Origin of the sequence: Celeribacter naphthalenivorans (genome assembly GCF_020524585.1) — a bacterium.
Taxonomy (GTDB): domain Bacteria; phylum Pseudomonadota; class Alphaproteobacteria; order Rhodobacterales; family Rhodobacteraceae; genus Celeribacter; species Celeribacter naphthalenivorans.
In genome coordinates this window covers 209,927-236,194 of the sequence record NZ_JAIVLK010000001.1, presented here as the reverse complement: position 1 = coordinate 236,194, position 26,268 = coordinate 209,927, and the positions used below count along the sequence as shown (strand labels likewise).

The window sequence follows — 26,268 nt, the reverse complement described above, 5'->3', positions numbered from 1 at the left end:
GGTCCTTTCTCAGTAGCTTTGAGCGTTGCTGTCGAGTTCATCCTCGGTGACCTTGCCCCAGAGCACTTTGTAGACCCAGGAGGTGTAGGCGAGGATGATCGGCATGAAGATGATCGCACAGATCAGCATCACGAAAAGCGTCAGGTGCGAGCTGGAGCTGTCCCAGACGGTGAGCGAGCTGTTGGGATCGACGGTGGAGGGCAAGATGAAGGGGAACATCGTCAGGCCCACCGAGGAGATGATCCCGGTGATGCCCAGTTTCGACCACAGAAGCGTCGAGACCTCTTTGCCCTTGCGCAGCCCCATGACGGCCATGGCGATCCCGACAAACGCCATCACCGGCGCGATCGCGATCCACGGACGGTCGGAATAGGCCTGCATCCAGGACCCACCACGGGTCACTTCGGAGTAGAGCGGATTGCTTGGCCCGTCTTTCACCACCTCACCGACAATTTGGAACCCGTCGATGCCGAAGGCCAGCCACAGACCGGCAAGCGCATAGGTGACGGCGGCGACGATACCCGCGATGGTGCCGATGCTCTGCGCGCGTTGTTGCACGACGCCTTCGGTTTTGAGCCCAAGCCAAGCCGCGCCATGCATCAAGAGCATGGAGAGCGACACGACACCGGCCAAAAGCGCATAGGGATTCAACAGGCCCAGAAGCTTCAAGATCGCATTGCCATCATAGCGCGGCATCAAAAGGTCGGGCGTGATGTGGAAAGGCACGCCTTGCAACACGTTGCCCACGGCCACGCCGAAGATCAACGCCGGAACCGCACCGCCCACGAAAAGCGCCCAGTCCCAGTTGTTCCGCCACCGCGCGCTTTCGCGTTTGGAGCGGTATTTGAAGCCCACGGGACGCAGGATCAGCGCCGCCAGCACGAGGAACATCGCCAGATAGAACCCCGAGAAAGACACGGCATAGAGGATCGGCCAGGCGGCGAAAATCGCACCACCGCCCAAGATGAACCACACTTGGTTGCCTTCCCAAACCGGGCCGATGGTGTTGATCACAATGCGGCGTTCAGTGTCGGTCTTGCCCACGAAGGGCAGCAACGCGCCCACGCCCATGTCAAACCCGTCCGTCAGCGCGAACCCGATCAGAAGGACGCCCAGAAGCAACCACCAGATCACGCGGAGGACTTCGAAAGTCATAAATTCATGCAGGATCATCGTAGCTTACTCCGCAGGTTTGAGGGCCGGATCATTGGAGCTGAGGCGCGCGGCATGGCGTTCCATCCATGCATCGGTTTCCTCGACATCCATAAAGGGGCCCTTTTTGATATATTTGATCATCAGGCTCATCTCGATCACGAAGAGCACCGAATAGAAGATCACAAAGCCAGCAAGCGTGATCAGCAGATCGGTGATCGACAGATGCGAGGCCGACAGAGCCGTCGGCAGAACGCCGTCCACGGTCCAGGGCTGACGCCCGAATTCGGCGACGAACCAGCCCAGCTCCGCGGCAATCCACGGTGCCGGAATGATAATCACAGCCGCGCGCAATGCCCAGCGCGGGTATTGCATGCCTTTGAACGAGGTGCGGTAGAAGAAGTAGAGCATCACCGCGATGAAGCTAAAGCCCAGCCCCACCATGATGCGGAAGGCCCAGAACAGCGGCCCGACGCCCGGAACGGTGTCATCGGCGGCCATGGCGATCTGTTCGTCAGTGGCCTGACGCGGATCTTCGACATAGCGTTTCAACAGCATGGCGAAACCGAGGTCGGCGGAATGTTCCTCAAAGGTGGCGCGCACCTCGGCAGGCGTTGCATCGCGCTCAGTGCGGATCGTCATCAGCGCGTCATAGGCAATGATACCAGACCGGATTTTCTCGCCCGCTTCAGCCACAAGCTGATCCACGCCGGGGATTTCCTGCGTCAGAGACCGCGTACCGATCAGACCCATCGCGTAAGGAATGTGGATGGCGTAATGCGTCTCACGCGCTTCGCGATCCGGGATGCCGACCAGCGTGAAGGAGGCCGGGGCGTCTTGGGTTTCCCACATGCCTTCGATGGCTGCGAGTTTCATTTTCTGCGTATGCGTGGCGTTGTAGCCCGACTCGTCGCCCAGAATGACAACGGAGAAGGCCGAAGCCAGACCAAAGGCGGCTGCAATCGCGATGGAGCGACGGGCCAACTCGGTGTGGCGACCTTTGAGCAAGTACCACGCAGAGACACCCAGCACGAAGACCGAGGCGGTCACGTAACCGGCGGACACGGTGTGCACGAATTTGGCCTGCGCCACTTCGTTAAAGACCACTTCGAAAAAGTTGGTCATCTCCATCCGCATGGTGTCCGGGTTGAACTCGGCCCCCACCGGGTTCTGCATCCAGCCGTTTGCAATGAGAATCCAGAGCGCGGAAAAGTTCGAGCCGATGGCCACAAGCCAGGTGACGATCATATGCGCCACTTTCGACATTTTGTCCCAGCCAAAGAACATGAGCCCGACAAAGGTCGCTTCCATGAAGAAGGCCATAAGCCCCTCGATGGCCAGCGGCGCGCCGAAAATATCGCCAACGTAGTGGCTGTAGTAGGACCAGTTCATGCCGAACTGGAACTCCATCGTGATCCCCGTCGCCACCCCCAGCACAAAGTTGATCCCGAACAGCGTCGCCCAGAATTTCGTCATTTGTCGCCAAATCGGGCGACCGGTCATGACATAGACCGTCTCCATGATCGCCACGATGATCGACAGACCAAGCGTCAGCGGCACGAAGAGAAAGTGGTACATGGCTGTCATCGCGAATTGCAGGCGCGACAGCTCAACTAGTCCGAACTCCATGTTCCCTTGCTCCTTTTGCGCGAGACTGAAAAAGATGTCTCGCAGATGCATGTTTGTAGCTTCGATTTAAAACGCCACAGGCTTGGGGACTTTGACCCAGGTCAAAATAACCAAGTCAATAAATGCAATATTATAGATATATCTTATTGTGACCGCGACATGGCGGCGCGCCTCCGGCAAATTGGGGCGCTTTGCGTTCACTTACGCGTGAGGGCCGGCCCTTCTGGCCTCTCTCAGAGCGACAGAATTCGGTCCGCCGCCCCCTGCTCTTCCGCGCGGTGCGCCGCGATCAACACCGCCGCCTCAGGCAAAGCCGCACGAATCCCCGCCAGCACCCTGTCCGAGGTTTCGGTATCAAGCCCTTCGGTCGGCTCATCCAAGAGCAACACAGAGGGCTGGCGCAGAATCGCCCGCGCCAAAACCAATCGCCGCGTCTCACCGCCCGAAAGCCCCGCGCCGCGTGGCCCGAGGCGCGCGTCCAACCCGCCTTTGCCCGCGACCACCTTGTCCAGAGCCGTGGCCGCAAGCGCCGCCCAAAGCGCCTCATCCGTCGCCTCAGGTGCGGCCAGTCGCAGGTTCTCCGCAATCGTCCCTTGAATCAGCGCCGCCCGTTGTCCGACCAATGTGGTGGCACCGGGTAAAAATGCCGTAACAGGTTGATCATTCAAACAGACTTCGCCGTTTACTTGGCGCAAAGCACCAGCAGCGAGCAACAAAACCGTGCTTTTGCCCACGCCCGACGGGCCTTTCAACGCAACCCATTCGCCGGGGGCGACGGTGAGGTTGAAATCGGACAGCACCGGCCGCGCCGTGCCGCGCGCGAAGGTAACGGAAGAAAATGTCAGGCTCTGTGGCCCCTCCGGCCAAGGCAAAGCGTCGGGCAGGTCCGGCATCTCGGTCTGCGCCGTCACGCGACGCGCGGCCCCGATCATTCGCCCGATCTCCGCCACCGCGCGCCGCAGAGGCGCCACGGTTTCCATCAAAGCCAGCGCCGTGAAAAACCCGATGGCCGCGCGCGCTGGTGTGATCTCGCCAGCCGCCGCCAACGTGCCACCGATCCAGAGCGCAGAGGCCGCTGCCAGAGCCGAGACCACCATCAGCGCGGCACCTGCCTGACGCTCGCGCAGATCGGTCGTGGTGGCCGCCGTTTGACGCCGCGTCTCGGCATCGCGGCAGGCCACAAGCTGATCCGGCAATTGTCCGTAGAGCGCGAGATCTTCACGGGTTGAGACCAGATCGATGAAGCGCGCCCGAAAGGCCTGCGCGGCACTTTCCGCCCGACGCGACGGCACCCGCGCCCCGCGCACACCCCAAAGCACGACACCAAGGCCGCCGAGGGTGAAAATCCCGAAAACCGCCACGGCCACCCGCCAATCGACCAACCAAGACAGCACAGCAAGCGCCAGAACCTGCGTCGCGCCGCCGGCGATCAGCGGCAGGAACAGCCGCAAGGGCACGCCGTCCAACGCATCGACATCGGCGACGATCCGGTTGAGCGCCTGCGCGCCTCTGAGCCGGATCAAACGGTCATGCGACCGGGTCGAGAGCGCCGCCAAAAGCGTGACCCGCAGCTTGGCCAAGGCGCGCAATGTGGCATCATGGGTCAGCACCCGCTCGCCATAGCGGGTCGCGGTGCGGGTGACCGCCAGAAAGCGCACCATGGCGGAGGGGCGGAACACGTCGAAAACGGCGCCGACACCAGCGAGACCAGCGGCAGAGGCCGCGACGATGAACCAGCCAGAGAGACCCAGAAGCGAGGCGCCCATGATCAAGACCAGCGCAGACAGCGCCAGCCCGCGCAGCAAAGATCTGCGCTCCCCCCGCATCATGAGGCAGAAGATATGCCAAAGCTTAGCCATGGGCGCGTCCCCCTTCTGGCGCAATCTCGATCACCTGATCCATTCGGGCGATGAGCCGCGCGTCATGGGTGGCAACGATCAGGGTCGCGCCACGGTCCGCCAGCGCCAAAAGCGCCTCGGTCACCCGGTCGGCGGTCTCATGATCGAGGTCCGCCGTGGGTTCATCTGCGAGCACCACATCGGGCCGCGCGGCCAAAGCACGGGCCAGCATCACGCGGCGTGCTTCGCCGCCCGACAGCCCGCCGCCGGTCTCGCCCAGAACGGTCAAGTCGCCCTTTGGCAGCGCTGCGAGCACCTGTTTCAGGGCCGCGTCGGAGATCAAGTCAGCGCTCAAAGGCGCGCCGAAAGCGATGTTGTGGCGCAGTGAGCGACCCAAGAACATCGGCGCCTGCGGCATCCAACCAAGGCGCGCGCGCCAAGCGTCGGCGGTGTCGTCGGACAAGGCCTGCCCGGCAACCTCGACCGCCCCGCGGCTCGGACGTTCCAACCCCGCCAACACCCGCAAAAGTGTGGTTTTTCCTGCGCCTGATGGACCGGAAAGGGCCACCCGCGCGCCGGGGAGGATGTCGGCATCGGGATAGGCAATCACCCGACTGCCCCGCGTCACCGAAAGACCCGAGGTGCGAATACGAGCGGGCCCCGCGAGCGGCGCGACCTTGTCGCCGGTGCCCAAAAGCGTCTCGGCCTCATGGGCTTGCCACGCGTCCAATTCACCCGCCACGGCCAGCGCTGCGGCTTTGTCATGCCAGGCGGCGGAGAGATCGCGCAGCGGCTGGAAATAATCGGGCGCCAGAAGCAAAAGGAAAATCCCGCCCCAAGGCGTGATGCCGCCGCCATAAGCGCCCCAGCTCAGCTCCCCCAAAAGCGAAAACCCGACCCAGACGGCGACCATGGCGACGCCTAAAGCAGCGAACAATTCGAGCACGGTCGAGGACAGAAACGCGATGCGCAGCACCGCCATGGTGCGGTCGCGCAGATCGTCGGCGGCCTGTTCAAAGCGCTCGATCAGTCGCGGGGCGGCGCCCAAAAGTCGGATGTCCGCAAGGGCAGCCAGCCGGTCGACCAAAAGATCGCCCAGAGAACCGATTTCCTGCATTTGGCGCTCGGAGGCCTCCTTGGCGGCATAGCCCACCAGCGCCATGAACACAGGGATCAGAGGCCCGGCAATGACAAAGACCAGCCCGACGGCCCAGCTTTGCCAAAAGGCAATCGCGAGGATGGCGAAAGGCACGGTCATCACGCGGGTCTGGGCGGGGGCGTAGCGGGTGATATAGGGCAAAAGCGCGTCGAGTTTTTCGCCCGCCAAGGCCGCGAGCGCTCCGGGACCGCCCAGAGGCGAGGTGCCGAGACTGTTCGCTTCGCGCACCAAAATCTCCTGCCGCGTCCGGGTAACGATGTTTTGGCCCGCGCGAAACAGCAGGCCTTCGGCGAGGTAATTGAGCATCAAACGCAGCGCGGCAAAGCCCAGAAAGGCGATCACGCCGGTCAGAACCGTGACACCGCCCTCGCCCGTCAACAACCGCGCAAACACCCCCGCCACGACCGCCGCCTGCGGCAACCACAAGAGCGCCGAGGCAGCGGTCATGTAAGAGGCCAATTTGATCGCGCGGTTTTCCCCGGCCAAAAGCGTTTTGAGCCTTTGCCGATCCGGCGCGACCGGGCGGCGTTTCTTTGGTCGTGTCATGCGCGTGTGATCCCGCTGTGCTTTAGAGGCTGTGCTTTACAGGCTGTGTGCTGTTTTTACAGATCTGCCCTTTGCTGGCACGTTGCGACAGGGGATGCAATCGCAGGCCACTCTTAAGCCGCCCATCTGCGGCGGGGTGTCTCACCTCGTCGGCATGTCCGAGCGACAGGATTGGCCTGTCATAAAAATTTCACGCGAGGATCGAGGGATTTGGTTTGGCCATAGTTCATATTTCCATTATTCACGAATTATCGAATAGTAAGCGAGTCGCCCATGCCCTTTGACGCCCACAATGCGCCCCAGGCCTTCGCCGCCCTCGGCCATCCCGGTCGCCTCTCCGTGTTTCGCCTGTTGATGCGCTTTGCCCCGCGCCCCGTGCGCCCGACGGAAATCGCCGAAGCGCTCGAGATGAAACCCAACACGCTCTCGGGCTATCTCTCCGATCTGTTGCACACCGGGCTGATCACCGCGACGCGCGAGGGGCGGTCGCTGTTTTACGGCGTGGACATGGCGCAATGCGACGGGCTGGTGAGCTATCTGGTCAACGATTGCTGTCGCGGGCGGCCCGAGATGTGCCTGAGCGCCCTGCCCGAACACGAGACGCGGCCCTACCGGGTGCTGTTCCTGTGTTCCGGCAATTCCGCGCGCTCGATCATGGCCGAAGCCCTGTTGAATAAACTGGGCGCCGGACGGTTCGAAGCGTTTTCCGCGGGCACCCGTCCGAGCGTTGAGATCAACCCACAAACCCGCGCGCTTTTGGAACGTCACGGGCATCTCACCGCCGGATTGCATCCGAAAGATGTCACCGACTTTCAGGACGAAGACGCCCCCGCTTTCGACTTCACCTTCACCGTCTGTGATCTGGCCGCCAGCGAAGACTGCGCGCCGTGGATCGGTCAGCCTTTGAGCGCGCATTGGGGCCTGCCGGACCCGGTGAAAGCGACCGGATCAGAGGCTGAGCGTGCTTTGGCCTTTGCACAGACCTATGAGGCGCTGCGCCGCAGGATCGAGGTCTTTACCGCGCTCCCCATTGAAAAACTGGACCGTCTTTCGCTGCAAAAAAAGATTGACGATCTCTCTGATATCTAAGGATTTATCATGGTTAAAATTGCTCTGAACGGTCTTGGCCGCATTGGAAAACTCGCGCTGCGCGACCTGTTTGATCGCGGGCTGGGTGAGAACATCGTGTTGATCAACGATCTGGCCGGAGACCCGGAACAGCATGCGCTGTTGCTGGAATTCGACTCCGTGCACGGGCGTTGGGGGGCCGAGATTTCCTATGACGCCGACAGTCTGACTGTGAACGGCACGCATATGTTGCTGACTCGGGAGGCGCAGATCGAGAACCTGCCGCTCGCGGAGTTGGGCGTCGATCTGGTGATTGACTGCACAGGCTATTTCAAGACCGCCGAACGGATTGCCCCATATTACGAGGCGGGGGTCAAAAAGGTGGTGGTCTCAGCACCCGTAAAGGACGGTGGCGCGCTCAATCTCGTTTACGGCGTGAACAGCGACCTTTACGATCCGCAAGAGCACGATCTGGTGACGGCGGCGTCCTGCACCACGAATTGCCTCGCGCCGGTGGTGAAGGTGATCCACGAAAACCTCGGCATCAAACATGGCTCAATCACGACGATCCATGACGTGACCAACACCCAGACCATCGTCGACCGCCCGGCCAAGGACATGCGCCGCGCGCGGGCCGCCTCGATGAACCTGATCCCGACCACCACGGGCTCAGCAACGGCGATCACTTTGATCTACCCGGAGTTGAAAGGCCGTCTGAATGGTCATGCGGTGCGGGTGCCTTTGCTCAACGCGTCGATCACCGATTGCGTTTTCGAAGTGGAACGCGAAACAACTGCTGAAGAGGTCAACGCCCTGTTCAAAGCGGCCTCCGAAGGCGCGCTCAAAGGCATCCTCGGCTTTGAGACCCGCCCGTTGGTGTCGACCGATTACGTCAACGACCCGCGCAGCTCCATCGTCGACGCGCAATCGACCATGGTGATCAACGGCACGCAGGTGAAAATCTACGCTTGGTATGACAATGAATGGGGCTATGCCTGCCGCCTCGCGGACATCGCCCGCATGGTTGCGAGTGCCATGTGATGACTACGGCAACGGCGGAAAATCCCTTACGCGCCTATATGGCCGTCACGGCGGCCTACTGGGCCTTCATGCTCTCGGACGGCGCGCTCAGGATGCTGGTTCTGTTGCATTTCAACGGGCTGGGGTTTTCGCCGATCCAATTGGCCTATCTGTTCCTGTTCTACGAAATCGCGGGCATCGTGACGAACCTCTCTGCTGGCTGGCTGGCGGCGCGTTTCGGTTTGACCTCAACGCTTTACGCCGGGTTGGTGATCCAGATCGGGGCCTTGGCCGCCCTCGCCGGGCTTGATCCCGCTTGGTCGGTGTCGGCCTCGGTGATCTACGTCATGGCCGTGCAAGGCGCCTCGGGCGTCGCCAAAGACCTCGCGAAAATGTCGTCGAAATCGGCGGTCAAAATCTTGGCCCCGAAGGGCGACGGCAGCCTCTTTAAATGGGTCGCCGTGCTCACCGGATCGAAGAATGCGGTCAAAGGCTTTGGCTTTTTCTTAGGGGCCGCACTGCTTGCAATCGCAGGGTTCAAAGCGGCGGTCTGGGGCATGGCTTTGGTCCTCGCCGTGATCCTCGTGGCGGTGGCAGTGTTCATGCCCAAGGGCCTTCCGACCGGCAAGAAAGGCACGAAAATCTCCGCGATCTGGTCGAAGGATCACCGCATCAACCAGCTCTCCCTCGCCCGCATGTTCCTGTTTGGCGCGCGCGATGTCTGGTTCGTCGTTGGCATCCCGATCTATTTCAAAGCGATCTTTTCCGACGGCACCCCCGAAGGCGCGCGTCAGGCCTTTTTCATCGTCGGTGCCTTCATGGCGCTCTGGATCATCGGCTATGGCTTTGTCCAGGGCATCGCGCCCAGGTTCCTCAAGGGCGCCGCCGGAGACGACGCGGCCGGTGCGCGGATGGCGGTCAAATGGGTCGGACTATTGACGCCCATCCCCTTTGTGCTGGCCGCGCTCGCCCTGATCGCAGGCGCGCCGACGCTTTGGCTCACCATCTCACTGGTCGCGGGTCTCCTGATCTTCGGCTTTGTTTTTGCCGTAAACTCCTCGGTGCATTCCTACCTCATCCTCGCCTTCTCCGGTGAGGACCGCGTGACGATGGATGTCGGTTTCTACTATATGGCCAACGCGGCGGGGCGGCTGTTGGGCACGCTTTTGTCTGGCCTGTCTTATCAACTGGGCGGGCTTTGGCTTTGCCTCGCCACAGCTGGCGTCATGGCCGGGCTAAGCTACTTTTCCGCGCGCGGCTTGGATCGACATTCGTCCAATTGACAGCGAAAAACTTGACCGAAAGGTCTGAAAATATGGGAAAATTCTTGCATAACTTTGCAGCCACGCACGTTCAAAGCCGGTTTTGCAGAGATTTTCCGCAATTTTGCAAAGCAAACTGAAACCTGTCGAAAAAGGGGGTTTACCAAAGGTGAAGCGGGCGCTTATCACTCTGCGCCAAAGCTATGTAGCCGATCCAAACCGGCACTCTGTGGAGGAGATCCCATGACCACGCGCGACATCACCTTGATTGCTTTGTTTGCGGCTTTGACCGCCGTAATGGCGGTGTTTCCGCCGATTGCCCTGCCGATTTTGCCGGTGCCGATCACGGCGCAGTCTTTGGGCGTCATGCTCGCAGGCGGCGTCTTGGGCGCGAAACGGGGCGGCTTGGCGATCCTTCTTCTTCTGGTGCTCGTCGCCATCGGCCTGCCGCTTTTGTCGGGCGGTCGCGGCGGTCTTTCGGTGTTCTTCGGCCCGACCGCAGGCTTCCTTCTGGGCTGGCTCGTCGCCGCTTTCGTCATCGGCTGGATGACAGAGAAATACTGGGACGGGCTGTCTTTCGTCTCCGCCACGCTGATCTGTGTGGTCGGCGGCATCGGCGTCCTTTACGCCATCGGCATTCCGGGCATCAGCCTCATGGCGGGCGTGCCGATTTCCAAGGCCTTCATGGGCTCCGTGACCTTCATCCCCGGCGACATCGTCAAGGCGCTCGTCGCCGCTGCCGTTATGGTCACGGTCAAGAAATCCTACCCGATCATCGGACAAGCCGCCTGATGTCCATGCATTTCGACAGGGTCTCCGTGACCAAAGGCACGCGCGAGATCCTGTCGGAGATCACCTTGGAGCTGACCGAGAGCCGCATCGGCGTGATCGGCAACAACGGCTCCGGGAAAAGCACGTTTCTCCGGCTTTTCAACGGGTTGGAGAAACCCACTTCCGGCATGGTCCGGTTTTCTGACACCGAAGACGACCTGCGCCGCCATGTCGGCTTCATGTTCCAGAACCCCGACAACCAGATCGTTTATCCGTTGGTCGAGGAAGATCTGGCCTTTGGCCTCAAATCCCGCAAATTGCCGAAAGCCGAGGTTGCCGCACGTATCGAGCGTGTGCTCAGCGACCTGTCGCTCACCCATCTCAAGGGCCGTCTGACGCATCAACTGTCCGGCGGCGAAAAGCAGATGGTCGCGCTGGCGGGCGTGTTGGTGACCGAGCCCGAAATGATCGTCTTCGACGAACCGACCACGCTTTTGGACCTGCGCAACAAGATGCAATTCATGCGCGTGCTGGCCACCCTGCCCCAGCCCGCTGTGGTCGTGTCGCATGACCTCGACCTGCTCGCGGGGTTCGACCGGGTTTTGCATATCGCAGAAGGTGGCATCTACGCCGATGGCCCCCCCGAAGAGGTCATCCCCGCCTACCGGAAACTCTGCGAAGATTTGGGCGGATGCTGACGGACCTCTACATCCCCGGCGACAGCCTACTGCACCGTGCGCGCCCGGCGTGGAAACTGGCGATCCTGTTTCTCTACTGCACGGCGCTTTTTGTCGTCACGCATCCTGTCGTACTGACGCTGGGACTTCTGCTCGTCGCGCTTGGCTATGGCGCAGCCGGTCTCAGCCCCCGCGACGCCTTTACCGCGATCCGCCCCGCCCTCTTTGTCCTCGTGATTATCTTCGCCGCCCAGCTCTGGCTCGCGGGTCTCTCGATGGCGGTTTATGTCACGCTGCGCCTCATGGCGCTTCTGCTGGCCGCCGCTTTGGTGACCTACACGACGCGTGCCAGCGAGTTCACCGAGGGCATCATGGCGCTTCTGTCCCGTGCGCCCGCGTGGGTGCCAAAGGACAAGATCGCGCTCGCCATGTCTTTGGTCTGGCGGTTCATCCCGCTGATCCGCGCGCAGTTCGACGAGGTCCGAGAGGCACAGCGCGCGCGTGGGTTGGAGCGCAACATGTTGGCTTTGCTCGTGCCTTTGGTCGTGCGCACGCTCAAGACTGCCGATGAAGTCGCCGAGGCGATCACCGCGCGATCTCTCGATTAGATTGCGCACTTAAAGCACGCGGCGCAGCCCCGATTGCACTTTCAAAAGTCTCGGCAGGTAGATCGGCACCATTGCCTGCGCCTTGTCCTGCGTCGCGGCCATGCCGGTGTTGAGCGCAGCGACGATTTTACCATGCCCGTCGACCAGCGGCACGGCGATGGAGCGCAGCCCGATCTCCACCTCCTGATCGTTGATCGCATAACCTTGGGCATGTGCCTCTTCGATGCGCTTCATCACCTCGTCCGGGTCGGTGACACTGAACCGCGTGCGCGGCGACAGGTCTGAGGCCTCGACAATCGCGCGGGCGTCCTCGACCGGCAAAGCCCCCAACAGGATGCGCCCCATCGAGGTGCAATGCGCCGGCAAACGCGAGCCGGGCATGAGCCCGATGGACATCACCCGCTTCTGCGCCGCGCGGGCGAGATAGACAATCTCGGTGCCATCGAGGATCGACACGGAACAACTCTGCCCGATTTGTTCGGTCAGTTGATCCAGCCAAGGCTGCACGATCTGCGGCAGCGGCAGGGACGAGATCGCCCCCATCCCCAACCGCAAAGTGCGCGGCGTGAGCGTAAAAAACTTGCCGTCGTAATCCGCATAGCCCTCCGCGTGCAGAGTCAAAAGACAGCGCCGCGAGGTGGCCCGGTCAAGCCCGGTCATTTTGGACACATCGGTGATCGACAGCTTCGGCGTTTGCGCTCCGAAGCACTCGAGAACCCGCAGGCCTTTTGCCAAGGATGAGATGGTATCGGAGGATTTGCTTGTCGCTTTGTTCACCATGCGAACGACTTTTCGCAACATCCGAACAAATGTCAAGATGCGCACAAAATGACTCGTCGTCCCCCAAAGGGAGGTCTACATCCAAACGCATAATTTGGAGGATCTCATGGACAAAACCATCTCTACCGTGGCCAAGGCAGTCGCGGATATCCCCGATGGCGCACAGGTGATGATCGGCGGTTTCGGCGGCTCCGGCGCGCCGATCGAGCTTATTCACGCGCTGATCGACCGTTTCCGCGCCACCGGCAGCCCGAAAAACATCACCGTGATCAACAACAACGCGGGCAACGGCTACATCGGCATCGCCGCGATGATCAAGGCGGGCATGGTCAAAAAAATGATCTGCTCCTTCCCGCGCTCGTCCAACGCCGAAGCGTTCAACGAGAAATTCCTCGCCGGCGAGATCGAGCTGGAGCTCGTGCCGCAGGGTACGCTTGCCGAACGCATCCGTGCAGCGGGCGCAGGCATCCCGGCGTTCTACACTCCGACGTCCTTCGGCACGGAACTGGCCGAAGGCAAGCCGACCGAAGAGTTCGACGGCAAAATGTATGTCCGCGAGAGCTGGCTGAAGGCCGATTTTGCGCTGATCAAGGGCCAGTTGGGCGACACGGTGGGCAACATGACCTACCGCATGGCGGGCCGCAACTTTAACCCGCTGATGGCGATGGCCGCCGCCAAAACCATCGCGCAGGTCTCTGAGCTGGGTGAGCCGGGGTCGATTGATCCGCAACAGGTGATCACCCCCGGCATCTTCGTCGACGCGATTGTAGAAGTTGCACAACCTCAACAAGAAGAAGTGCTGGTGCGCACGGGAGTGGTCTATTGATGTCCGATTTCAACATTATGGCAGACAAGCTCTCCAACGCTCAAATCGCATGGCGCGCCGCACAAGACATCGAAGACGGCTCCTATGTAAACCTCGGCATCGGCTTCCCGGAGATGATCGCCAAGTTCCAGCCGGAAGGCCGCGATGTCACCTATCACACCGAAAACGGCGTGTTGGGCTTTGGCAAAGCGCCTGCTGAGGGCGAGGAAGACTGGGACCTGATCAACGCCGGTAAAAAAGCCATCACGCTCAATCCCGGTGCCTCATTTTTCCACCATGCCGACAGTTTCTCCATGGTTCGCGGCGGTCACCTCGATCTCGCCGTGCTTGGCGCCTATCAGGTCGCGCAAAACGGCGATCTCGCCAACTGGCGTGTTGGATCCAAAGGCGTGCCTGCCGTGGGCGGCGCGATGGATCTTGTGCATGGCGCGAAACGTGTGGCCGTGGTCACCGATCACGTCACCAAGGACGGTGGCCCGAAGCTGGTCGAGACCTGCACCTTCCCGCTCACCGGCGTCGGCTGTGTGACCCGTGTCTACACCTCCTTGGCAGTGATCGACATCGAAGGCGGCAAGTTCATCCTGCGCGAAAAGCTGCCCGGTCTCTCGATGGAAGCACTGCAAGCCGTCACCGGCGCGACGCTTCACACCGAGGGCGACGTGCCTGACCTGATTGTCCCGCAAGATTTGTAAGGAGGACCCGTGATGACCGACGTTTATATCTGCGACTATATCCGCACGCCTGTGGGCCGTTACGGCGGCACGCTGTCGTCCGTGCGGGCCGATGATTTGGGGGCTATCCCTTTGAAAGCCTTGGCGGAACGCAACCCGTCGATGGACCTCGCGGCGATTGACGACGTGATCTTTGGCTGCGCCAACCAAGCGGGCGAAGACAACCGCAACGTCGCGCGCATGTCATTGTTGCTGGCGGGTTACCCTGAGACGGTTTCCGGCACGACAATGAACCGGCTCTGCGGCTCCGGCATGGATGCGATCATCGCGGGCGCCCGCGCCATTAAAGCGGGTGAGGCCGATCTGATCATCGCGGGCGGCGTCGAGAGCATGTCCCGCGCGCCGTTTGTCATGCCCAAGGCCGAAACCGCCTTTTCGCGCACGAATGCGGTCTATGACACGACCATCGGCTGGCGCTTTGTGAACAAGCTCATGAAGGCGCAATACGGCGTGGATTCCATGCCCGAAACCGCCGAGAACGTCGCGGAAGATTTCAACATCTCCCGCGAGGATCAGGACCTCTTTGCGCTCCGTTCGCAACAAAAAGCGGGCGCAGCGATGGCCAACGGGCGTCTTGCAAAAGAGATCGTGCCAGTCACGATTCCGCAGCGCAAAGGCGATCCGATTGTGGTGTCCGAGGACGAGCACCCGCGCCCGTCCACAACGCTTGAAGCGCTGCAAAAGCTCAAGACCTTCGTCAAAGCCGACGGCACCGTGACGGCGGGTAACTCTTCGGGCGTGAACGATGGCGCGGCTGCGCTGATCCTCGCCTCCAAGGAAGCCGCCGAGAAACACGGGTTGAAACCCATCGCCAAGGTGCTTGGCGGGGCCGCCGCCGGTGTTGCGCCGCGGATCATGGGCTTTGGCCCGGCGCCCGCGTCGAAGAAATTGATGACGCGTCTCGGTCTCAAACAGGAAGACTTCGCGGTGATCGAACTGAACGAAGCCTTCGCCTCGCAGGGCCTCGCCACGCTGCGCGATCTGGGCATCGCCGACGACGATCCGCGTGTGAACCCGAACGGCGGCGCGATCTCCATTGGCCACCCTCTGGGCATGTCCGGCGCACGGATCACCGGCACGGCGATGTTGGAGCTGAAACCGGGTGAGAAATCGCTTTCGACCATGTGCATTGGCGTCGGCCAAGGCATCGCGATTGCGCTCGAAGCCCTCTAAATCTCTCAGCGGGCGGAGAAATCCTTCGCCCGCTGATGCAACAGGCTGGCCAGAAAATCCGCCGGACTGTCGCGCGTGAAATCGAATTTTCGCGTCAACCCCACCGCCCCCGTCAGGTAATCCACACCGAGATCGAGCGTCGCAAGACGCCCCTCGGTGAGCTCGCGCTCAACCACGCCGCGCGAGATGAACCAGAGCATGTCGGAGCGCTCCACGAGCGGCAGCCCCACCGGCCGCGCCACGGTTTCGAAGCGTACGGAAAGACTGCCCTCAAGCCCCGCCGCAATGAGATATTGCATCACCTGTTGGCGAATGATCGAGCCGGGATTGGGCAGGATGACCGGGTAACGCCGAAGCGCCTCGACAGGTGAGAGCGCGAGCCCCGGATGATCCTTGCGCCCGACCAAAAGCACGGTTTCGTCGTAGAGATATTCGAACGACAGCCCGGTCATGTCCCGCGCCGGTGCCATACGCCCGACCACCAAATCCAACCCGCCGGAGCGCATGCGATCAATGAGATAGCGGTTCGGGCCGGTGATGACGGCGATGCGCGCGTCGGGGCGCAATTCCGAGAATTCCAGCGCCACGGCGGGAAACAACCCGCTCGCCACCGTCGGCAAGACGCCAACTTTCACCACATCCATCCGCCCGCCACCCGTCAACGCCCGCACCCCGGCCTCAAGACTTTGCAAGGACGACAGCGCATGGCGGCGAAAAGCCTCGCCCGCGGGTGTCAAAACCGCCTGCCGCCCGGTGCGGGTGAAGAGCTCCGTGCCCAACTGCGCCTCCAACTCGCCGATGGTTTTCGACAGTGCCGGTTGCGACACATTGCGCGCACGCGCCGCAGCAGAGATCGTCCCCGCCTCCGCCACCGCCAGAAACGCCTCCAGATGGCGCAGTTTCATGCCGTTAGGTATATCCATTTGGTTATGCTTTTTGCATCACATTGTATTTTTCACCTCGAAATACTTATGGCAATCTGAGGAAAAGGGAAGAGAAGAATGCACGCACTCACACGCGACTGGGGCACCATGCATGTCCGTCACAAGGGCGGAACCGGGCCTGCCTTGGTCTTTATCAATTCACTCGGCACCGATTTGCGGATGTGGGACGCGGTTTGCACGCAGCTGCCGCAAGACTGGGCCACGCTGCGCATGGACAAACGCGGACATGGTCTGTCGGAGACCGCGCCTGAGGGCTACGGCATACCGGAATTGGCCGAGGACGTGATCGCCGCGATGGATGACGCGGGGCTTGAGACGGCCATTCTGGTCGGCTGTTCCATCGGCGGGTTGATCGCGCAACATGTGGCGCTGATGGCGCCCGAGCGGGTCACGGGGCTGGTTCTGTCGAACACCGCCCCGATGCTGGGCGCCGCCGAGGGTTGGCTCACCCGGATCGAAGCCATTCGCGAAAACGGCATGGCGGCGATGGCCGAGGGCATCCTGCCGCGCTGGTTCGGCCCCGAGATGCTCGCCAATCCGAACGCGCCTTTGTGGCGCACGCTTTTGGCCCGCACCGATCAGGACGGCTACCTCGCCACTTGCGCCGCGATTGCCGGCACCGACATCACAGACCGCCTCTCCGAGATCACCCAGCCCGCGCTGGTGTTTGGTGGCAAACACGATCTGGCGACCCCGCCCGAGGTGGTCGAGGCGCTGGCCCGCGCCCTGCCCCGCGCCGATCTGGTGATGTTCGAAGAAACAGGCCATTTGCCCGCCATCGAGGCGCCGGAGGGTTTTACCGAGGCATTGACGAAATTCGTGGAAAGGATCGCCGCATGACCGAGAAAAACGTGAGCGAGAAATTTGATCAAGGCATGAAAACGCGGCGCGAGGTTCTGGGCGATGCCCATGTCGACCGCGCCGAGGCCGCGAAGACCGAGTTCGACCTGCCGTTCCAGGACCTCATCACCGAGGGCGCTTGGGGGACCGTGTGGTCCTCGGACAAAATCTCGCGCCGCGAGCGCTCGATGCTGACCATCGCGCTTTTGGCGGCGACCGGAAATTTCGAGGAAATTCCGATGCATATCCGTGCCACCGCGCGCACGGGTGCGACGAAAGACGACGTGGCGGAGGCGCTGCAACATGTCGCTATTTATGCCGGTGTGCCGAAGGCGAACCATGCGCTCAAGCTCGCCAAACAGACCTATGCGGAAATGGAGGAGACCCAATGACCAGCCTGATCAAAGATCAGGGCCCGCTGATCCCGCGCAACCGCGCGATTCACCCGGCCCCCTACGACCCCGATTACAAGACATCTGTTGCGCGCTCGCCGAACCTGCCGCTTTTGTCGATGGAAAGCTCTCCGTCGGAGGAAACCGGCCCGACCTTTGGCCACGGCAAACTCGGCGCTTTGGACAACAACCTGATCCTGAACTGGACCAAGGGCGCGGCCCCTGCCGTGGGCGAGCGCATCCTGATGCATGGTCGGGTTTTGGACGAAAACAACCGTCCCGTACCGCACACGCTGGTGGAGATTTGGCAAGCCAACGCTGGTGGCCGCTATCGTCACAAGAAAGACACCTATTTCGCGCCGCTCGACCCGAATTTCGGCGGCTGTGGCCGGACCATCACCGATGAGAACGGCCATTACGAATTCCTGACCGTGCGTCCCGGCGCCTACCCCTGGCCGAACCGCGCGAACGACTGGCGTCCGATGCACATCCACATCTCGGTCTATGGTCACAGTTTCGGCCAGCGCCTGATCACGCAGATGTATTTCGAGGGCGACCCGCTGATCGATCACTGCCCGATTGCGGCCACGATCAAGGATCGCAGTCAGCTCGACCGCCTCGTCGCGCCGCTCGATTTCTCGAAATCGCGTCCGCTCGATTTCCTCGCCTATAAGTTCGACATCGTGCTGCGCGGCCGCCGCCAGACCATGTTCGAAAACAAGATGGAGGGCATGTAATCATGGTCCAGAAACTTGATGTTCTGCAAGAATCCCCGTCGCAAACCGCAGGCCCCTACGTCCACATCGGATTGATGCCAAGCCATGCGGGCAACGCGGGCGCTTATGAAAACGAAATCGGCCTTTCGCCCATCGACGGCGATGTCCAAGGCGAGGTGATCGAAATCACCGGCTCCGTGTTCGACGGCACCGGCTGGGCGCTGCGCGATGCCATGGTGGAAAGCTGGCAATGCGATGGCAACGGGATTTTCCCGGGCCAGGAGGGCGCCGATCCGAATTTCAACGGGCTGTGCCGTTTTGCCGCCGACGCCGAAAGCGGCGAATTCACCCTGCGCACTGTGAAACCGGGCGCCGTGAAGGGCCGTGGTGGTGTGATGAGCGCACCTCATATCTCGCTTTGGGTTGTGGCCCGTGGCATCAACATCGGTTTGAACACCCGGATTTATTTCGAGGATGAGGACAACGCGAACGATCCGCTGTTGAACCGGATCGAACAGCGCCCCCGCGTTGATACTTTGATCGCCAAGAAAACCGGAGAGGGCAAATACCGCTTTGACATCCGACTTCAGGGCGACCGGGAAACCGTATTCCTCGACATCTGAGCGAAAATCTGACGGTATTGAGGGGGCGGCTTCGGTCGCCCCTCTTGCTATGACAAAGGAAGAAAAATGAGCCTGAGCGTCTTTGATCACCCTTGGCTGTCCGGTCTATTTGGCGACCCTGAGATGGCGGCGGTTCTCGCGCCTGAGCGTCAGATGGCGCATATGCTGGCGTTTGAGGCGGCGTGGTCGCGGGCCTGTGGCAAGGCCGGATTGTTCGACGCAGCACAGGCCGAAACGGCGGCTGTTGCCATTGAGACGGCAGAGATTGATCTGGCGGATATTGCAGCCGGCATGGCGCAAGACGGCGTGCCGATCCCGCGTCTGGTGAAGCAATTGAAAGCCGTCGCCCCGTCCGAGGCCCTGCACAAGGGGGCGACCTCACAAGATGTGGTGGACACCGCGATGGTCCTGTCGCTGCGCGAGGCGTCTTTCCTGATCGCCGGGCGGTTGATGGAGTTGGAAACCCATTTGAAGGCGCTTGAAGACCGCTTTGGCAACGCCCCCCTGATGGGCCGCACGCGCATGCAGGCGGCGACCGAGATCACCGTGCGCGACCGTGTTCTGGCCTGGCGCCTGCCGATTACGGACCATCTCAAGACACTCGACCAAAAACGTGCCGATGTTGAAAAAGTGCAAATTGGCGGTGCCTCCGGTGATCGTAAAGCCCTCGGTGACAAGGGTGATTTCGTGGTCGCTGAGGTGGCGAAAACCTTGGGCCTCGCGCCCACGGACAAGAGCTGGCAGACCATGCGGCACGGGATTGCGGGCTATGCCTCGTTTCTGTCGCTTGTGACCGGGTCCTTGGGGAAAATCGGTCAGGATATTGCCCTCATGGCGCAGCAAGGCATTGAATGCGTTTCGATTTCCGGCGCCGGTGGCTCCTCCGCCATGCCGCATAAACAAAACCCGGTTGCCGCCGAGCTTTTGGTCACCCTGGCGCGCTTTAATGCCACGCAAGTCAGCGCAATGCACCATGCGGTCGTGCATGAACAGGAACGCTCTGGCACGGCCTGGAGCCTTGAGTGGATGGTCTTGCCCCAGATGCTGATGGCCACGGCGCGGTCGCTCTCCATGGCCATTCAACTCATTCAAAACATTCAAAGATTGGGCGACCCGGCGTAACCCGCCGGGCCGTTTGCCTTAGAACGGCAGACCGATGTAATTCTCCGCCAAATCGCGCCGCGCGGTCTCCGAGGTCGCCAGATGATTCAGTGTGGCCTTGCGCATCTGCTCGGCAAAAGCGTCCTCGCCATTAAACCGGTGCAACATGGTGGTCATCTGCCAGCTGAACCGCATCGCTTTCCAAATCCGCTCCAGCGCGCGGGTGGAATATTCGTCCACACCGGTCTTGCTGCCGCCTTTCACCGCGTCGATCAGCGCCGTGTAGAGATAGTACACATCCGAGGCGGCAAGGTTCAGCCCCTTCGCCCCCGTCGGCGGCACGATATGGGCGCTGTCACCCACCAAAAACAGATTGCCCCAACGCAGCGGCTCGGACACGAAACTGCGCAGCGGTGCGATGCTCTTTTCAATCGACGGCCCGGTGACGAGACGGCTCGCGGCTTCCGACGGAATGCGGCGCGAAAACGCGTCCCAGAACCGCTGATCCGACCAATCCTCGACCTTATCCGTAAGCGGCACCTGCACATAGTAGCGCACGAGGTTCTCGTTGCGCATCGAGGCCAGCGCGAAGCCGTGGCGGGAATTCGAATAGATCAGCTCGTCATGCACCGGTGGGGTTTCCGACAGGATGCCCAGCCAGCCAAAGGGATAGACCCGCTCGAACTCCCGGCGTTTCTCTTCGGGAATGGTTTTGCGCGACACGCCGTGGAAACCATCGCAGCCCGCCACATACAGGCACTCAAGCCGCTTGCGCGTCCCCTCATGCGTAAATTCGACATAGGATTTCGCCTGATCGAGATCGTGAATTTCTACGTCGGACACCTCGTGCAGCACGGTCGTCCCCATGGCGTCCTGCGCGTTATACAGATCCGTCGTCACTTCGGTCTGGCCGTAAACCATGACCTGTTTGCCGGTCAGCTCTTTGAAGTCGATGTGCACCATCAACTCCTCGTCGGTCAGGTAACAGCCGTCATGCGGAATGCCCTCAGCCTCCATCCGCGCGCCAACACCCGCCTCACGGAGCAATTCGACAGTGCCCCACTCAAGGATGCCTGCCCGGATACGGGCCAAAACGTGATCTCGGGTGGAACGTTCGAGTATGACGGTCTCAATGCCCGCTTTGTTCAAAAGCTGCGACAAAAGCAGGCCGGATGGGCCGCCGCCGATGATGGCGACCTGGGTGGTCAAAGTGGTCATATGCGTCTCCTCCAATTTGAGAAGACTTTAAAGCGCATGTCCCGACATCGGAATGGACCCGCGCGGCAATGAATGGTACTTTTCCGGCATGAGTGAGACCAGCCACATCCCCGCCTTCAACCTCTTTGGCGAAACCAGCGCCTTCCCGGACGTGATCCATTGCGAGCGCATCTTTGATCGGGCCCGCTTGCACGGCTGGAAAATCTCTCCGCATCGACATCACCAAATGGCGCAGGTGTTTCACATCGAAACGGGCTTTGCGCAGGTCACGCTGGACGGGTCGGAGAGCACATTGAAAAACGGTGAATTTCTCTATGTTCCACCGAAAATTGTGCATGGATTTACCTTTGACAAGGGCACCGAGGGGTTCGTGCTGTCGCTGCCCTCTCCCGTGGTACAGCGTCTTGGACCGCACTCGCAATCTCTGACGACATGGCTCAGCGGAACGCATCACGCCCCCCTCTCCGACACAGCAAGCGGGCTCTTGTCTCAGATTGCACTATTCCATGACAAATCTGGTATATTTCGCGCACAGAAGCTTGTCGCTCTGTCGCATGCGCTCCTGGTGACCTTGGCGGAAGACAGCGCCCAGATCGACACTCCGGACCAGGATCAGACGCGGCAAATGCAGCAACTGGACGCTTTGATCGCCGAACATATGACAGAGGGCTGGAGTGCCACCGACTATGCCCGCGCGCTGCATATGACCGCCGGTAATTTAAACCGGATCGTGCGGCGCGACAGTGGGGTGACACTGACCGAATATCTCGAAACTGCGGTGATGACGGAGGCCTGTCGCCACCTCGCCTTTACCCGACTGCCGGTGGCGGAGGTGGGCTATCGGCTGGGCTATACGGACCCGCCGTATTTCTCCCGCCGCTTCCGGGCGCGCATGGGGGAGACCCCCACAGCCTATCGCGCCCGGGTCGCGGGAGATCTTTAAACGCTGAGCGGCAACCGCACTGGTAGAGGACGGCGCGCCACGCGTTTTGCGAGACGGACCATTTCCGCTTCGCCCGTCGCAGCCAGTTTGCTCCAGACCGCGCGGAACAAAAGTTCGCCGGTCAAGGTCATGAAATCATGGGCTTTCTCGACCGCCTGCTCCGTCATGCCTGCGCGCGCATCTTGCCAGTCAGACAAAAGCGCGAGGCAGTCGGTGTCGCCAGACGTCAGCTCTTCGACAAGAGCCGCAAAAGCCTCCGGTCCCTCCGGCGCGCGCAGACCACGGGTCGCGATGGCCACCGCATGGATGCCATTTGCCCCTTCGTAGATCGAAGTGATCCGCGCATCGCGCCAAGTTTGGGAGACACGATATTCGGTCAGATAGCCATAGCCACCCAGCACCTGAATGCCGAGATCGGCAGCACGAATGCCCGCCTCGGTGCAGAACACCTTGCAAATCGGCGTCAGAAAATCGACCAGCGCACGGTTCTCACCGAGGGTCAGTTCGGCCATGGTCAGATAGGTCATCGCGCGGGCGCCGAGCGCGAGGGATTTCTGGTCGTCCAACATGCGCTGCACATCCGGGTGATCGGCGAGCACGGCTTCGGCGCCGTCGGCTTTACGTCCCTGTTTGCGCTCGGCGGCGTAGTCAGCCGCGATGTGATACGCGCGCGCGGCATGGGCCACGCCTTGCAACGACACATCGAGGCGCGCGTGGTTCATCATGGTGAACATCGCCATCAGCCCCGCGCCCTCTTCGCCGATCAACTCGGCCTCAGCGCCATCGAAGGCCAGCTGACAGGTGGGCGAGGCATGGAGGCCCAGCTTTTCCTCGATCCGGGTGACGGTCACCGCATTGCGTGTGCCACGGACCTCGGAGGGACAGAGGAACAAAGACAGGCCTTTGACACCATCGCCGCCGGTGCGGGCAAGGACGAGATGCAGCACATCTTCGGACATGTCCTGATCGCCGCCGGAGATGAAAATTTTCTCTCCCTCGATCCGCCAGCTGTTACCCGAAGGCGTGGCTTTGGTGCGGATACGAGAGAGATCGGAGCCCGCGCCCGGTTCGGTCAGGCACATGGTGGAGAGCGTCTCGCCCGCCGCAAGACGTGGAATCCAATACTGTTTTTGCGCCTCAGTGCCGAATTTCATCAGCGTCGAAATGGCGCCCGGCACGAGGTTGCAGACCATTTGCATCGCGTGGTTGGCGCCGGAAAAGATCTCCGAAACGCCCGCCGCCAAAAGCGCGTTTTGCCCCATGCCGCCGAACTCCTCGGGGGCCGTGAGGCCTTGCCACCCGCCCTCTGCGAGCTGGGTGTAGGCATCTTTAAAACCGTCGGGCATGGTGACCCGGCCCTCGGAAAGGGTGCATCCCTGCGCATCTCCCGGCTCGTCCAGCGGCGCGATGACGCCTTCGGCGAAAGCGGCGAAATGACCAAGGATACCCTCGGCCAGTTCCGCGTCCCACTCGGGCAAACGGTCCGCCCCGGCCACGTTGCGCAGGCAAAAAAGGATGTCATCGAGCGGCGCTTTGAACGGCGTCATTCGGAGACCCCCAACAACCGCATGGCATTTTCCTTCAAAATCAAAGGCCGCACCTCGTCGCGGAACTCCGCTTTGTCAAAGGCATCGAGCCATTTCTCCGGCGCGATCATTGGCCAGTCGGAGCCGAACAACATCTTGTTTTTCAACAAAGTATTCGCGTAACGCACCAGGATCGGCGGGAAGTATTTCGGCGACCAGCCGGAGAGGTCGATGTAGACATTGGGCTTGTGGGTTGCGACCGACAGGGCCTCCTCCTGCCACGGGAAAGACGGGTGCGCGAGGATGATCGGCATGTCGGGAAAATCCACCGCCAGGTCGTCCATATACATCGGATTCGAGTACTTGAGCCGCATGCCATTGCCGCCCTTCATCCCCGATCCGACCCCGGTCTGACCGGTGTGAAATAGCGCCGGTTTTCCGGCCTCGGCGATGGCCTCGTAGAGCACATAGGCGCTCCGATCATTGGGGTAAAACCCCTGCATCGTCGGATGGAATTTAAAGCCCTGAATGCCGTGGTTCTCCACCAGATCACGCGCCTCGCGGGCGCCCAATTTGCCTTTCGCGGGGTCGATCGAGGCGAAGGGAATGAGGATGTCGGAGTGCTTGGCGGCGGCGTCCGCGACCTCGTAATTGTCGTAGCGGCGGTAGCCCGTCTCGCGCTCGGCATCGACCGGGAAAATCACGGCGGCGATGTTTTTCTCACGGTAATGCGCGGCGGTCTCGTCGATGGTCGGCGGATGGGCCCAGGGCGCGTTGAAATATGTCGCCATCGCGGATTGCAAATCGTCATAGCCGTCATCGTGGTGACAGCCACAGGCCTCCTCGGCATGGGTGTGAAAATCAATCGCTCTGACTTTGGAGAAATCTACCATATTTCAATTCCTTACACTCGGATCAGGGCCGGATCTTCGTTGTCATAAAGACGCTCCAAAAGATCGGCGCGGCGGGTGATGATTTTGCGGGTGTTCAACGACCCTTTGTCGGTGATCTCACCATCTTTGACCGAGGGCGGCTCGGACAGGATGATGGCACGGGCGATGCGTTTGGCAGAGCCCGAGGCGGCACGGGCCATTTTGCGCAAAACGTGGTGAATTTCGGCCTGAAGATGATCGTCGATCACCGCGCCCTCGGAGGTGTTGTCGTCATGGACGTGATCCGGGCGTGGGAAGACGAAAAGGCCGATCTCGCCCCGGTCATGACCGCAGATCACGACATCAAGCACCAGCCCGCGCAGCGCCTCCAGCGCATCGAGACGCAGCTTGCCCGCCTGCACCCATGTGCCGGTCAGCAGTTTGAAATCCTCGGAGACGCGGCCATCAAAAACGAGGCCTCGGTTCGGGTCGTCATTGTCGAGGAACTTGACCGCATCGCCGGTGATGAAAAAGCCGTCTTCGTCAAAGGCCTCCGCCGTTTTCTCCGGATCGTGCAGGTAGCCGGGCATGACGTTCGGGCCTTTGACCCGGATTTCGCAGCGCATGTCGTCATCGGGCAAAAGCTTGATCTCAGTCCCCGGGAGCGGCACGCCGATGACACCGGAGCGGCCGATATGTTCATGCACCATGACGTTGGCGGGCGCGGTCTCGGTGAGGCCCCAGCTTGAGATCATTAGGGGCAGCCGCCCGCGCACCTCCATCGCCATCTCTTCGAGCCGGGTCCAGATGTCTTGCGGCAGCGACGCACCCGCATAGAACAGCATGTCGAGGTCTTTGAAATAGGCCTCGCGCAGCGCCAAGTTGTGCTCCATCTCATGCACCAGCATCGAAAACCCGACCGGAACGTTGAAGGCAAAAGTGCCCGCCTTGTCGGTGATATTGTCAACGGTGTGCTGGAACAGCGCCTTCGTGGGTTTGCCGTTGTCGATGTAGAAAGAGCCGCCATGCATGAGCATCATGTTGACATTATGCGAGCCGCCGAAAACGTGGTTCCAAGGCAGCCAATCGACGATGCGCGGTGGGCGTTCCTTGGTGAAGGGCAGGACGGAGACCATCTGCGATTGGTTGGCGCACATCATGCGTTGGGTGGTCATGACGCCTTTCGGGTCCGAACTTGAGCCCGAGGTGAAGAGGATTTTCGCCAGCGTATCGGGGCCGACATTTGCATGGACAGCCGCGAGATCCACACTCGCGTCGCCTTTCAACAGATCGGCAAAGGGGGTCACCGGGCGCGGGGCGCCTTCGGGATTGACCGCGACAATCTCGATGCCGTCGAGATCGGAGAGGGCCAGCGCCTTGGCATAGCGCGCAGCATCATCGACGAAGGCCATTTTGGGCTTCGTCTTGCCGATCGCATATTGCAGGCGGAAATGCGCCTCTTCGATCAGGGAATATTGTTCGGCCAAGGGCACGGTCGGCACCCCCGCCCATTGCGCACCAAAGGACAGCAAGGCGTGATCGACGGAGTTGCCGGACATGATCAGGATCGGCGTCGTCTCGTTGAGGCCGCGTGCGGCGAGGGAGGCGGCAATCGCTTTGACGCGCTCCAGCACCTCGGCATAGCCCAGTTCGCGCCATCCCGCACCGGAGCGTTCGGCGAGATAGATGTGCTCCGGGCGCTCAGAGGCCCATTTTTCCAACCAGACCCCGGTGTGATCGACCACAGGATCGAGCGGCAGGGCCGAGGTCAGGATGATCTCACCCGCGCTTTTGCGGTCCATGTGCACCGAATGCGGTGCAAGCGTCAGCCCCGTCGTTTGATCTTTCATAGG

At 61.2% G+C, this 26,268-nt stretch carries 25 protein-coding genes; 15 read left to right on the top strand and 10 right to left on the bottom strand.

What is annotated here, in order from left to right:
• Nucleotides 1-9 precede the first annotated feature (9 nt).
• The 4 genes from cydB to cydD form a co-directional block, all read right to left on the bottom strand.
• Entirely contained in the window at nt 10-1,173 is a 1,164-nt protein-coding gene (cydB, locus tag LC094_RS01185) for a cytochrome d ubiquinol oxidase subunit II (protein ID WP_226549379.1), read from the bottom strand.
• 6 nt (nt 1,174-1,179) lie between these two features.
• Nucleotides 1,180-2,781 carry a cytochrome ubiquinol oxidase subunit I gene (locus LC094_RS01180; RefSeq protein WP_226549376.1) on the bottom strand — a complete coding sequence of 534 codons (1,602 nt, stop codon included), beginning with the start codon at nt 2,779-2,781 and terminating at the stop codon, nt 1,180-1,182.
• 233 nt (nt 2,782-3,014) lie between these two features.
• Nucleotides 3,015-4,640: an amino acid ABC transporter ATP-binding/permease protein gene (locus LC094_RS01175; RefSeq protein ID WP_226549373.1), complete on the bottom strand. Its 1,626-nt coding sequence runs from the start codon at nt 4,638-4,640 to the stop codon at nt 3,015-3,017.
• Complete coding sequence (gene cydD / locus LC094_RS01170) at nt 4,633-6,324, bottom strand: thiol reductant ABC exporter subunit CydD (RefSeq protein WP_226549370.1); 1,692 nt, start codon at nt 6,322-6,324, stop codon at nt 4,633-4,635. The genes LC094_RS01175 and cydD overlap by 8 nt, the downstream gene beginning before the upstream one ends.
• Nucleotides 6,325-6,597: 273 nt before the next feature.
• On the opposite strand from cydD, the gene LC094_RS01165 reads away from it, so the two are divergent.
• The 6 genes from LC094_RS01165 to LC094_RS01140 all read left to right on the top strand — a co-directional run bounded on the left by LC094_RS01165 (nt 6,598) and on the right by LC094_RS01140 (nt 11,730).
• The gene (locus LC094_RS01165) at nt 6,598-7,413 is read left to right on the top strand and encodes an arsenate reductase/protein-tyrosine-phosphatase family protein (protein WP_226549367.1); all 816 of its coding nucleotides are present in this window, start codon (nt 6,598-6,600) and stop codon (nt 7,411-7,413) included.
• A 9-nt stretch (nt 7,414-7,422) separates the two neighbouring features.
• Nucleotides 7,423-8,433, top strand: a complete 1,011-nt coding sequence (locus LC094_RS01160; RefSeq protein ID WP_226549364.1) for an ArsJ-associated glyceraldehyde-3-phosphate dehydrogenase — start codon at nt 7,423-7,425, stop codon at nt 8,431-8,433.
• Nucleotides 8,433-9,695, top strand: a complete 1,263-nt coding sequence (arsJ, locus tag LC094_RS01155; RefSeq protein WP_226549360.1) for an organoarsenical effux MFS transporter ArsJ — start codon at nt 8,433-8,435, stop codon at nt 9,693-9,695. The genes LC094_RS01160 and arsJ overlap by 1 nt, the downstream gene beginning before the upstream one ends.
• A gap of 222 nt (nt 9,696-9,917) precedes the next feature.
• The gene (locus tag LC094_RS01150; protein ID WP_226549357.1) at nt 9,918-10,466 is read left to right on the top strand and encodes a biotin transporter BioY; all 549 of its coding nucleotides are present in this window, start codon (nt 9,918-9,920) and stop codon (nt 10,464-10,466) included.
• Complete coding sequence (locus tag LC094_RS01145; RefSeq protein WP_226549354.1) at nt 10,466-11,143, top strand: energy-coupling factor ABC transporter ATP-binding protein; 678 nt, start codon at nt 10,466-10,468, stop codon at nt 11,141-11,143. Before LC094_RS01150 ends, LC094_RS01145 begins: the two co-directional genes overlap by 1 nt.
• Complete coding sequence (locus LC094_RS01140) at nt 11,137-11,730, top strand: energy-coupling factor transporter transmembrane component T family protein (RefSeq protein ID WP_226549351.1); 594 nt, start codon at nt 11,137-11,139, stop codon at nt 11,728-11,730. The genes LC094_RS01145 and LC094_RS01140 overlap by 7 nt, the downstream gene beginning before the upstream one ends.
• Before the next feature lie 9 nt (nt 11,731-11,739).
• Here LC094_RS01140 and LC094_RS01135 read toward each other — a convergent pair whose 3' ends face one another.
• Entirely contained in the window at nt 11,740-12,510 is a 771-nt protein-coding gene (locus tag LC094_RS01135) for an IclR family transcriptional regulator domain-containing protein (protein WP_226549348.1), read from the bottom strand.
• A 106-nt stretch (nt 12,511-12,616) separates the two neighbouring features.
• On the opposite strand from LC094_RS01135, the gene LC094_RS01130 reads away from it, so the two are divergent.
• Genes LC094_RS01130 through pcaF form a run of 3 tightly spaced genes read left to right on the top strand, consistent with a single transcriptional unit; the run spans nt 12,617 to nt 15,240 of the window.
• The gene (locus tag LC094_RS01130; RefSeq protein ID WP_226549345.1) at nt 12,617-13,336 is read left to right on the top strand and encodes a 3-oxoacid CoA-transferase subunit A; all 720 of its coding nucleotides are present in this window, start codon (nt 12,617-12,619) and stop codon (nt 13,334-13,336) included.
• Nucleotides 13,336-14,028, top strand: a complete 693-nt coding sequence (locus LC094_RS01125; RefSeq protein WP_264186314.1) for a 3-oxoacid CoA-transferase subunit B — start codon at nt 13,336-13,338, stop codon at nt 14,026-14,028. The genes LC094_RS01130 and LC094_RS01125 overlap by 1 nt, the downstream gene beginning before the upstream one ends.
• Nucleotides 14,029-14,040: 12 nt before the next feature.
• Nucleotides 14,041-15,240: a 3-oxoadipyl-CoA thiolase gene (pcaF, locus tag LC094_RS01120; protein ID WP_226549342.1), complete on the top strand. Its 1,200-nt coding sequence runs from the start codon at nt 14,041-14,043 to the stop codon at nt 15,238-15,240.
• 5 nt (nt 15,241-15,245) lie between these two features.
• Here the strand turns inward: pcaF and LC094_RS01115 are convergent, their stop codons facing one another.
• Nucleotides 15,246-16,163: a LysR substrate-binding domain-containing protein gene (locus tag LC094_RS01115; RefSeq protein WP_226549339.1), complete on the bottom strand. Its 918-nt coding sequence runs from the start codon at nt 16,161-16,163 to the stop codon at nt 15,246-15,248.
• A 78-nt stretch (nt 16,164-16,241) separates the two neighbouring features.
• Between LC094_RS01115 and pcaD the strand changes: the two genes are divergently transcribed.
• The 5 genes from pcaD to LC094_RS01090 all read left to right on the top strand — a co-directional run bounded on the left by pcaD (nt 16,242) and on the right by LC094_RS01090 (nt 19,877).
• Complete coding sequence (gene pcaD, locus LC094_RS01110) at nt 16,242-17,024, top strand: 3-oxoadipate enol-lactonase (protein ID WP_226549336.1); 783 nt, start codon at nt 16,242-16,244, stop codon at nt 17,022-17,024.
• Nucleotides 17,021-17,416, top strand: coding sequence for a 4-carboxymuconolactone decarboxylase (pcaC, locus tag LC094_RS01105; protein WP_226549333.1), 396 nt, complete (start codon nt 17,021-17,023; stop codon nt 17,414-17,416). The genes pcaD and pcaC overlap by 4 nt, the downstream gene beginning before the upstream one ends.
• The gene (gene pcaH / locus LC094_RS01100) at nt 17,413-18,153 is read left to right on the top strand and encodes a protocatechuate 3,4-dioxygenase subunit beta (protein WP_226549330.1); all 741 of its coding nucleotides are present in this window, start codon (nt 17,413-17,415) and stop codon (nt 18,151-18,153) included. The genes pcaC and pcaH overlap by 4 nt, the downstream gene beginning before the upstream one ends.
• A gap of 2 nt (nt 18,154-18,155) precedes the next feature.
• Nucleotides 18,156-18,755, top strand: a complete 600-nt coding sequence (gene pcaG / locus LC094_RS01095; protein WP_226549326.1) for a protocatechuate 3,4-dioxygenase subunit alpha — start codon at nt 18,156-18,158, stop codon at nt 18,753-18,755.
• A gap of 66 nt (nt 18,756-18,821) precedes the next feature.
• The gene (locus LC094_RS01090) at nt 18,822-19,877 is read left to right on the top strand and encodes a 3-carboxy-cis,cis-muconate cycloisomerase (RefSeq protein ID WP_226549323.1); all 1,056 of its coding nucleotides are present in this window, start codon (nt 18,822-18,824) and stop codon (nt 19,875-19,877) included.
• A gap of 18 nt (nt 19,878-19,895) precedes the next feature.
• Here LC094_RS01090 and pobA read toward each other — a convergent pair whose 3' ends face one another.
• A complete protein-coding gene (gene pobA / locus LC094_RS01085; protein ID WP_226549320.1) occupies nt 19,896-21,074 on the bottom strand; it encodes a 4-hydroxybenzoate 3-monooxygenase in 1,179 nt (392 codons plus the stop codon).
• An 88-nt stretch (nt 21,075-21,162) separates the two neighbouring features.
• Between pobA and LC094_RS01080 the strand changes: the two genes are divergently transcribed.
• Complete coding sequence (locus LC094_RS01080) at nt 21,163-22,017, top strand: helix-turn-helix domain-containing protein (protein ID WP_226549317.1); 855 nt, start codon at nt 21,163-21,165, stop codon at nt 22,015-22,017.
• On the opposite strand, the gene LC094_RS01075 is transcribed toward LC094_RS01080, so the two are convergent.
• Genes LC094_RS01075 through LC094_RS01065 form a run of 3 tightly spaced genes read right to left on the bottom strand, consistent with a single transcriptional unit; the run spans nt 22,014 to nt 26,265 of the window.
• Nucleotides 22,014-23,564, bottom strand: a complete 1,551-nt coding sequence (locus tag LC094_RS01075; protein ID WP_226549315.1) for an acyl-CoA dehydrogenase family protein — start codon at nt 23,562-23,564, stop codon at nt 22,014-22,016. The genes LC094_RS01080 and LC094_RS01075 overlap by 4 nt on opposite strands.
• Nucleotides 23,561-24,436 (bottom strand): amidohydrolase family protein, encoded by an 876-nt coding sequence (locus tag LC094_RS01070; protein WP_226549313.1) that lies wholly within the window; start codon nt 24,434-24,436, stop codon nt 23,561-23,563. Before LC094_RS01070 ends, LC094_RS01075 begins: the two co-directional genes overlap by 4 nt.
• 11 nt (nt 24,437-24,447) lie before the next feature.
• Nucleotides 24,448-26,265, bottom strand: a complete 1,818-nt coding sequence (locus LC094_RS01065; protein ID WP_226549311.1) for a feruloyl-CoA synthase — start codon at nt 26,263-26,265, stop codon at nt 24,448-24,450.
• Nucleotides 26,266-26,268 lie beyond the last annotated feature (3 nt).

Excerpts from the sequence above, each read along its gene's own strand:
- LC094_RS01145 (WP_226549354.1), top strand. The coding sequence starts at position 10,466 with ATGTCCATGCATTTCGACAGGGTCTCCGTGACCAAAGGCACGCGCGAG.
- LC094_RS01090 (WP_226549323.1), top strand. The coding sequence starts at position 18,822 with ATGAGCCTGAGCGTCTTTGATCACCCTTGGCTGTCCGGTCTATTTGGC.
- cydD (WP_226549370.1), bottom strand. The coding sequence starts at position 6,324 with ATGACACGACCAAAGAAACGCCGCCCGGTCGCGCCGGATCGGCAAAGG.
- LC094_RS01070 (WP_226549313.1), bottom strand. The coding sequence starts at position 24,436 with ATGGTAGATTTCTCCAAAGTCAGAGCGATTGATTTTCACACCCATGCC.
- LC094_RS01065 (WP_226549311.1), bottom strand. The coding sequence starts at position 26,265 with ATGAAAGATCAAACGACGGGGCTGACGCTTGCACCGCATTCGGTGCAC.
- pcaD (WP_226549336.1), top strand. The coding sequence starts at position 16,242 with ATGCACGCACTCACACGCGACTGGGGCACCATGCATGTCCGTCACAAG.
- LC094_RS01115 (WP_226549339.1), bottom strand. The coding sequence starts at position 16,163 with ATGGATATACCTAACGGCATGAAACTGCGCCATCTGGAGGCGTTTCTG.
- LC094_RS01150 (WP_226549357.1), top strand. The coding sequence starts at position 9,918 with ATGACCACGCGCGACATCACCTTGATTGCTTTGTTTGCGGCTTTGACC.
- pcaF (WP_226549342.1), top strand. The coding sequence starts at position 14,041 with ATGACCGACGTTTATATCTGCGACTATATCCGCACGCCTGTGGGCCGT.
- LC094_RS01125 (WP_264186314.1), top strand. The coding sequence starts at position 13,336 with ATGTCCGATTTCAACATTATGGCAGACAAGCTCTCCAACGCTCAAATC.
- LC094_RS01135 (WP_226549348.1), bottom strand. The coding sequence starts at position 12,510 with ATGGTGAACAAAGCGACAAGCAAATCCTCCGATACCATCTCATCCTTG.
- LC094_RS01165 (WP_226549367.1), top strand. The coding sequence starts at position 6,598 with ATGCCCTTTGACGCCCACAATGCGCCCCAGGCCTTCGCCGCCCTCGGC.
- LC094_RS01080 (WP_226549317.1), top strand. The coding sequence starts at position 21,163 with ATGAGTGAGACCAGCCACATCCCCGCCTTCAACCTCTTTGGCGAAACC.
- LC094_RS01130 (WP_226549345.1), top strand. The coding sequence starts at position 12,617 with ATGGACAAAACCATCTCTACCGTGGCCAAGGCAGTCGCGGATATCCCC.
- LC094_RS01140 (WP_226549351.1), top strand. The coding sequence starts at position 11,137 with ATGCTGACGGACCTCTACATCCCCGGCGACAGCCTACTGCACCGTGCG.
- pcaC (WP_226549333.1), top strand. The coding sequence starts at position 17,021 with ATGACCGAGAAAAACGTGAGCGAGAAATTTGATCAAGGCATGAAAACG.
- LC094_RS01075 (WP_226549315.1), bottom strand. The coding sequence starts at position 23,564 with ATGACGCCGTTCAAAGCGCCGCTCGATGACATCCTTTTTTGCCTGCGC.
- LC094_RS01175 (WP_226549373.1), bottom strand. The coding sequence starts at position 4,640 with ATGGCTAAGCTTTGGCATATCTTCTGCCTCATGATGCGGGGGGAGCGC.
- pobA (WP_226549320.1), bottom strand. The coding sequence starts at position 21,074 with ATGACCACTTTGACCACCCAGGTCGCCATCATCGGCGGCGGCCCATCC.
- LC094_RS01160 (WP_226549364.1), top strand. The coding sequence starts at position 7,423 with ATGGTTAAAATTGCTCTGAACGGTCTTGGCCGCATTGGAAAACTCGCG.
- pcaG (WP_226549326.1), top strand. The coding sequence starts at position 18,156 with ATGGTCCAGAAACTTGATGTTCTGCAAGAATCCCCGTCGCAAACCGCA.
- arsJ (WP_226549360.1), top strand. The coding sequence starts at position 8,433 with ATGACTACGGCAACGGCGGAAAATCCCTTACGCGCCTATATGGCCGTC.
- LC094_RS01180 (WP_226549376.1), bottom strand. The coding sequence starts at position 2,781 with ATGGAGTTCGGACTAGTTGAGCTGTCGCGCCTGCAATTCGCGATGACA.
- cydB (WP_226549379.1), bottom strand. The coding sequence starts at position 1,173 with ATGATCCTGCATGAATTTATGACTTTCGAAGTCCTCCGCGTGATCTGG.
- pcaH (WP_226549330.1), top strand. The coding sequence starts at position 17,413 with ATGACCAGCCTGATCAAAGATCAGGGCCCGCTGATCCCGCGCAACCGC.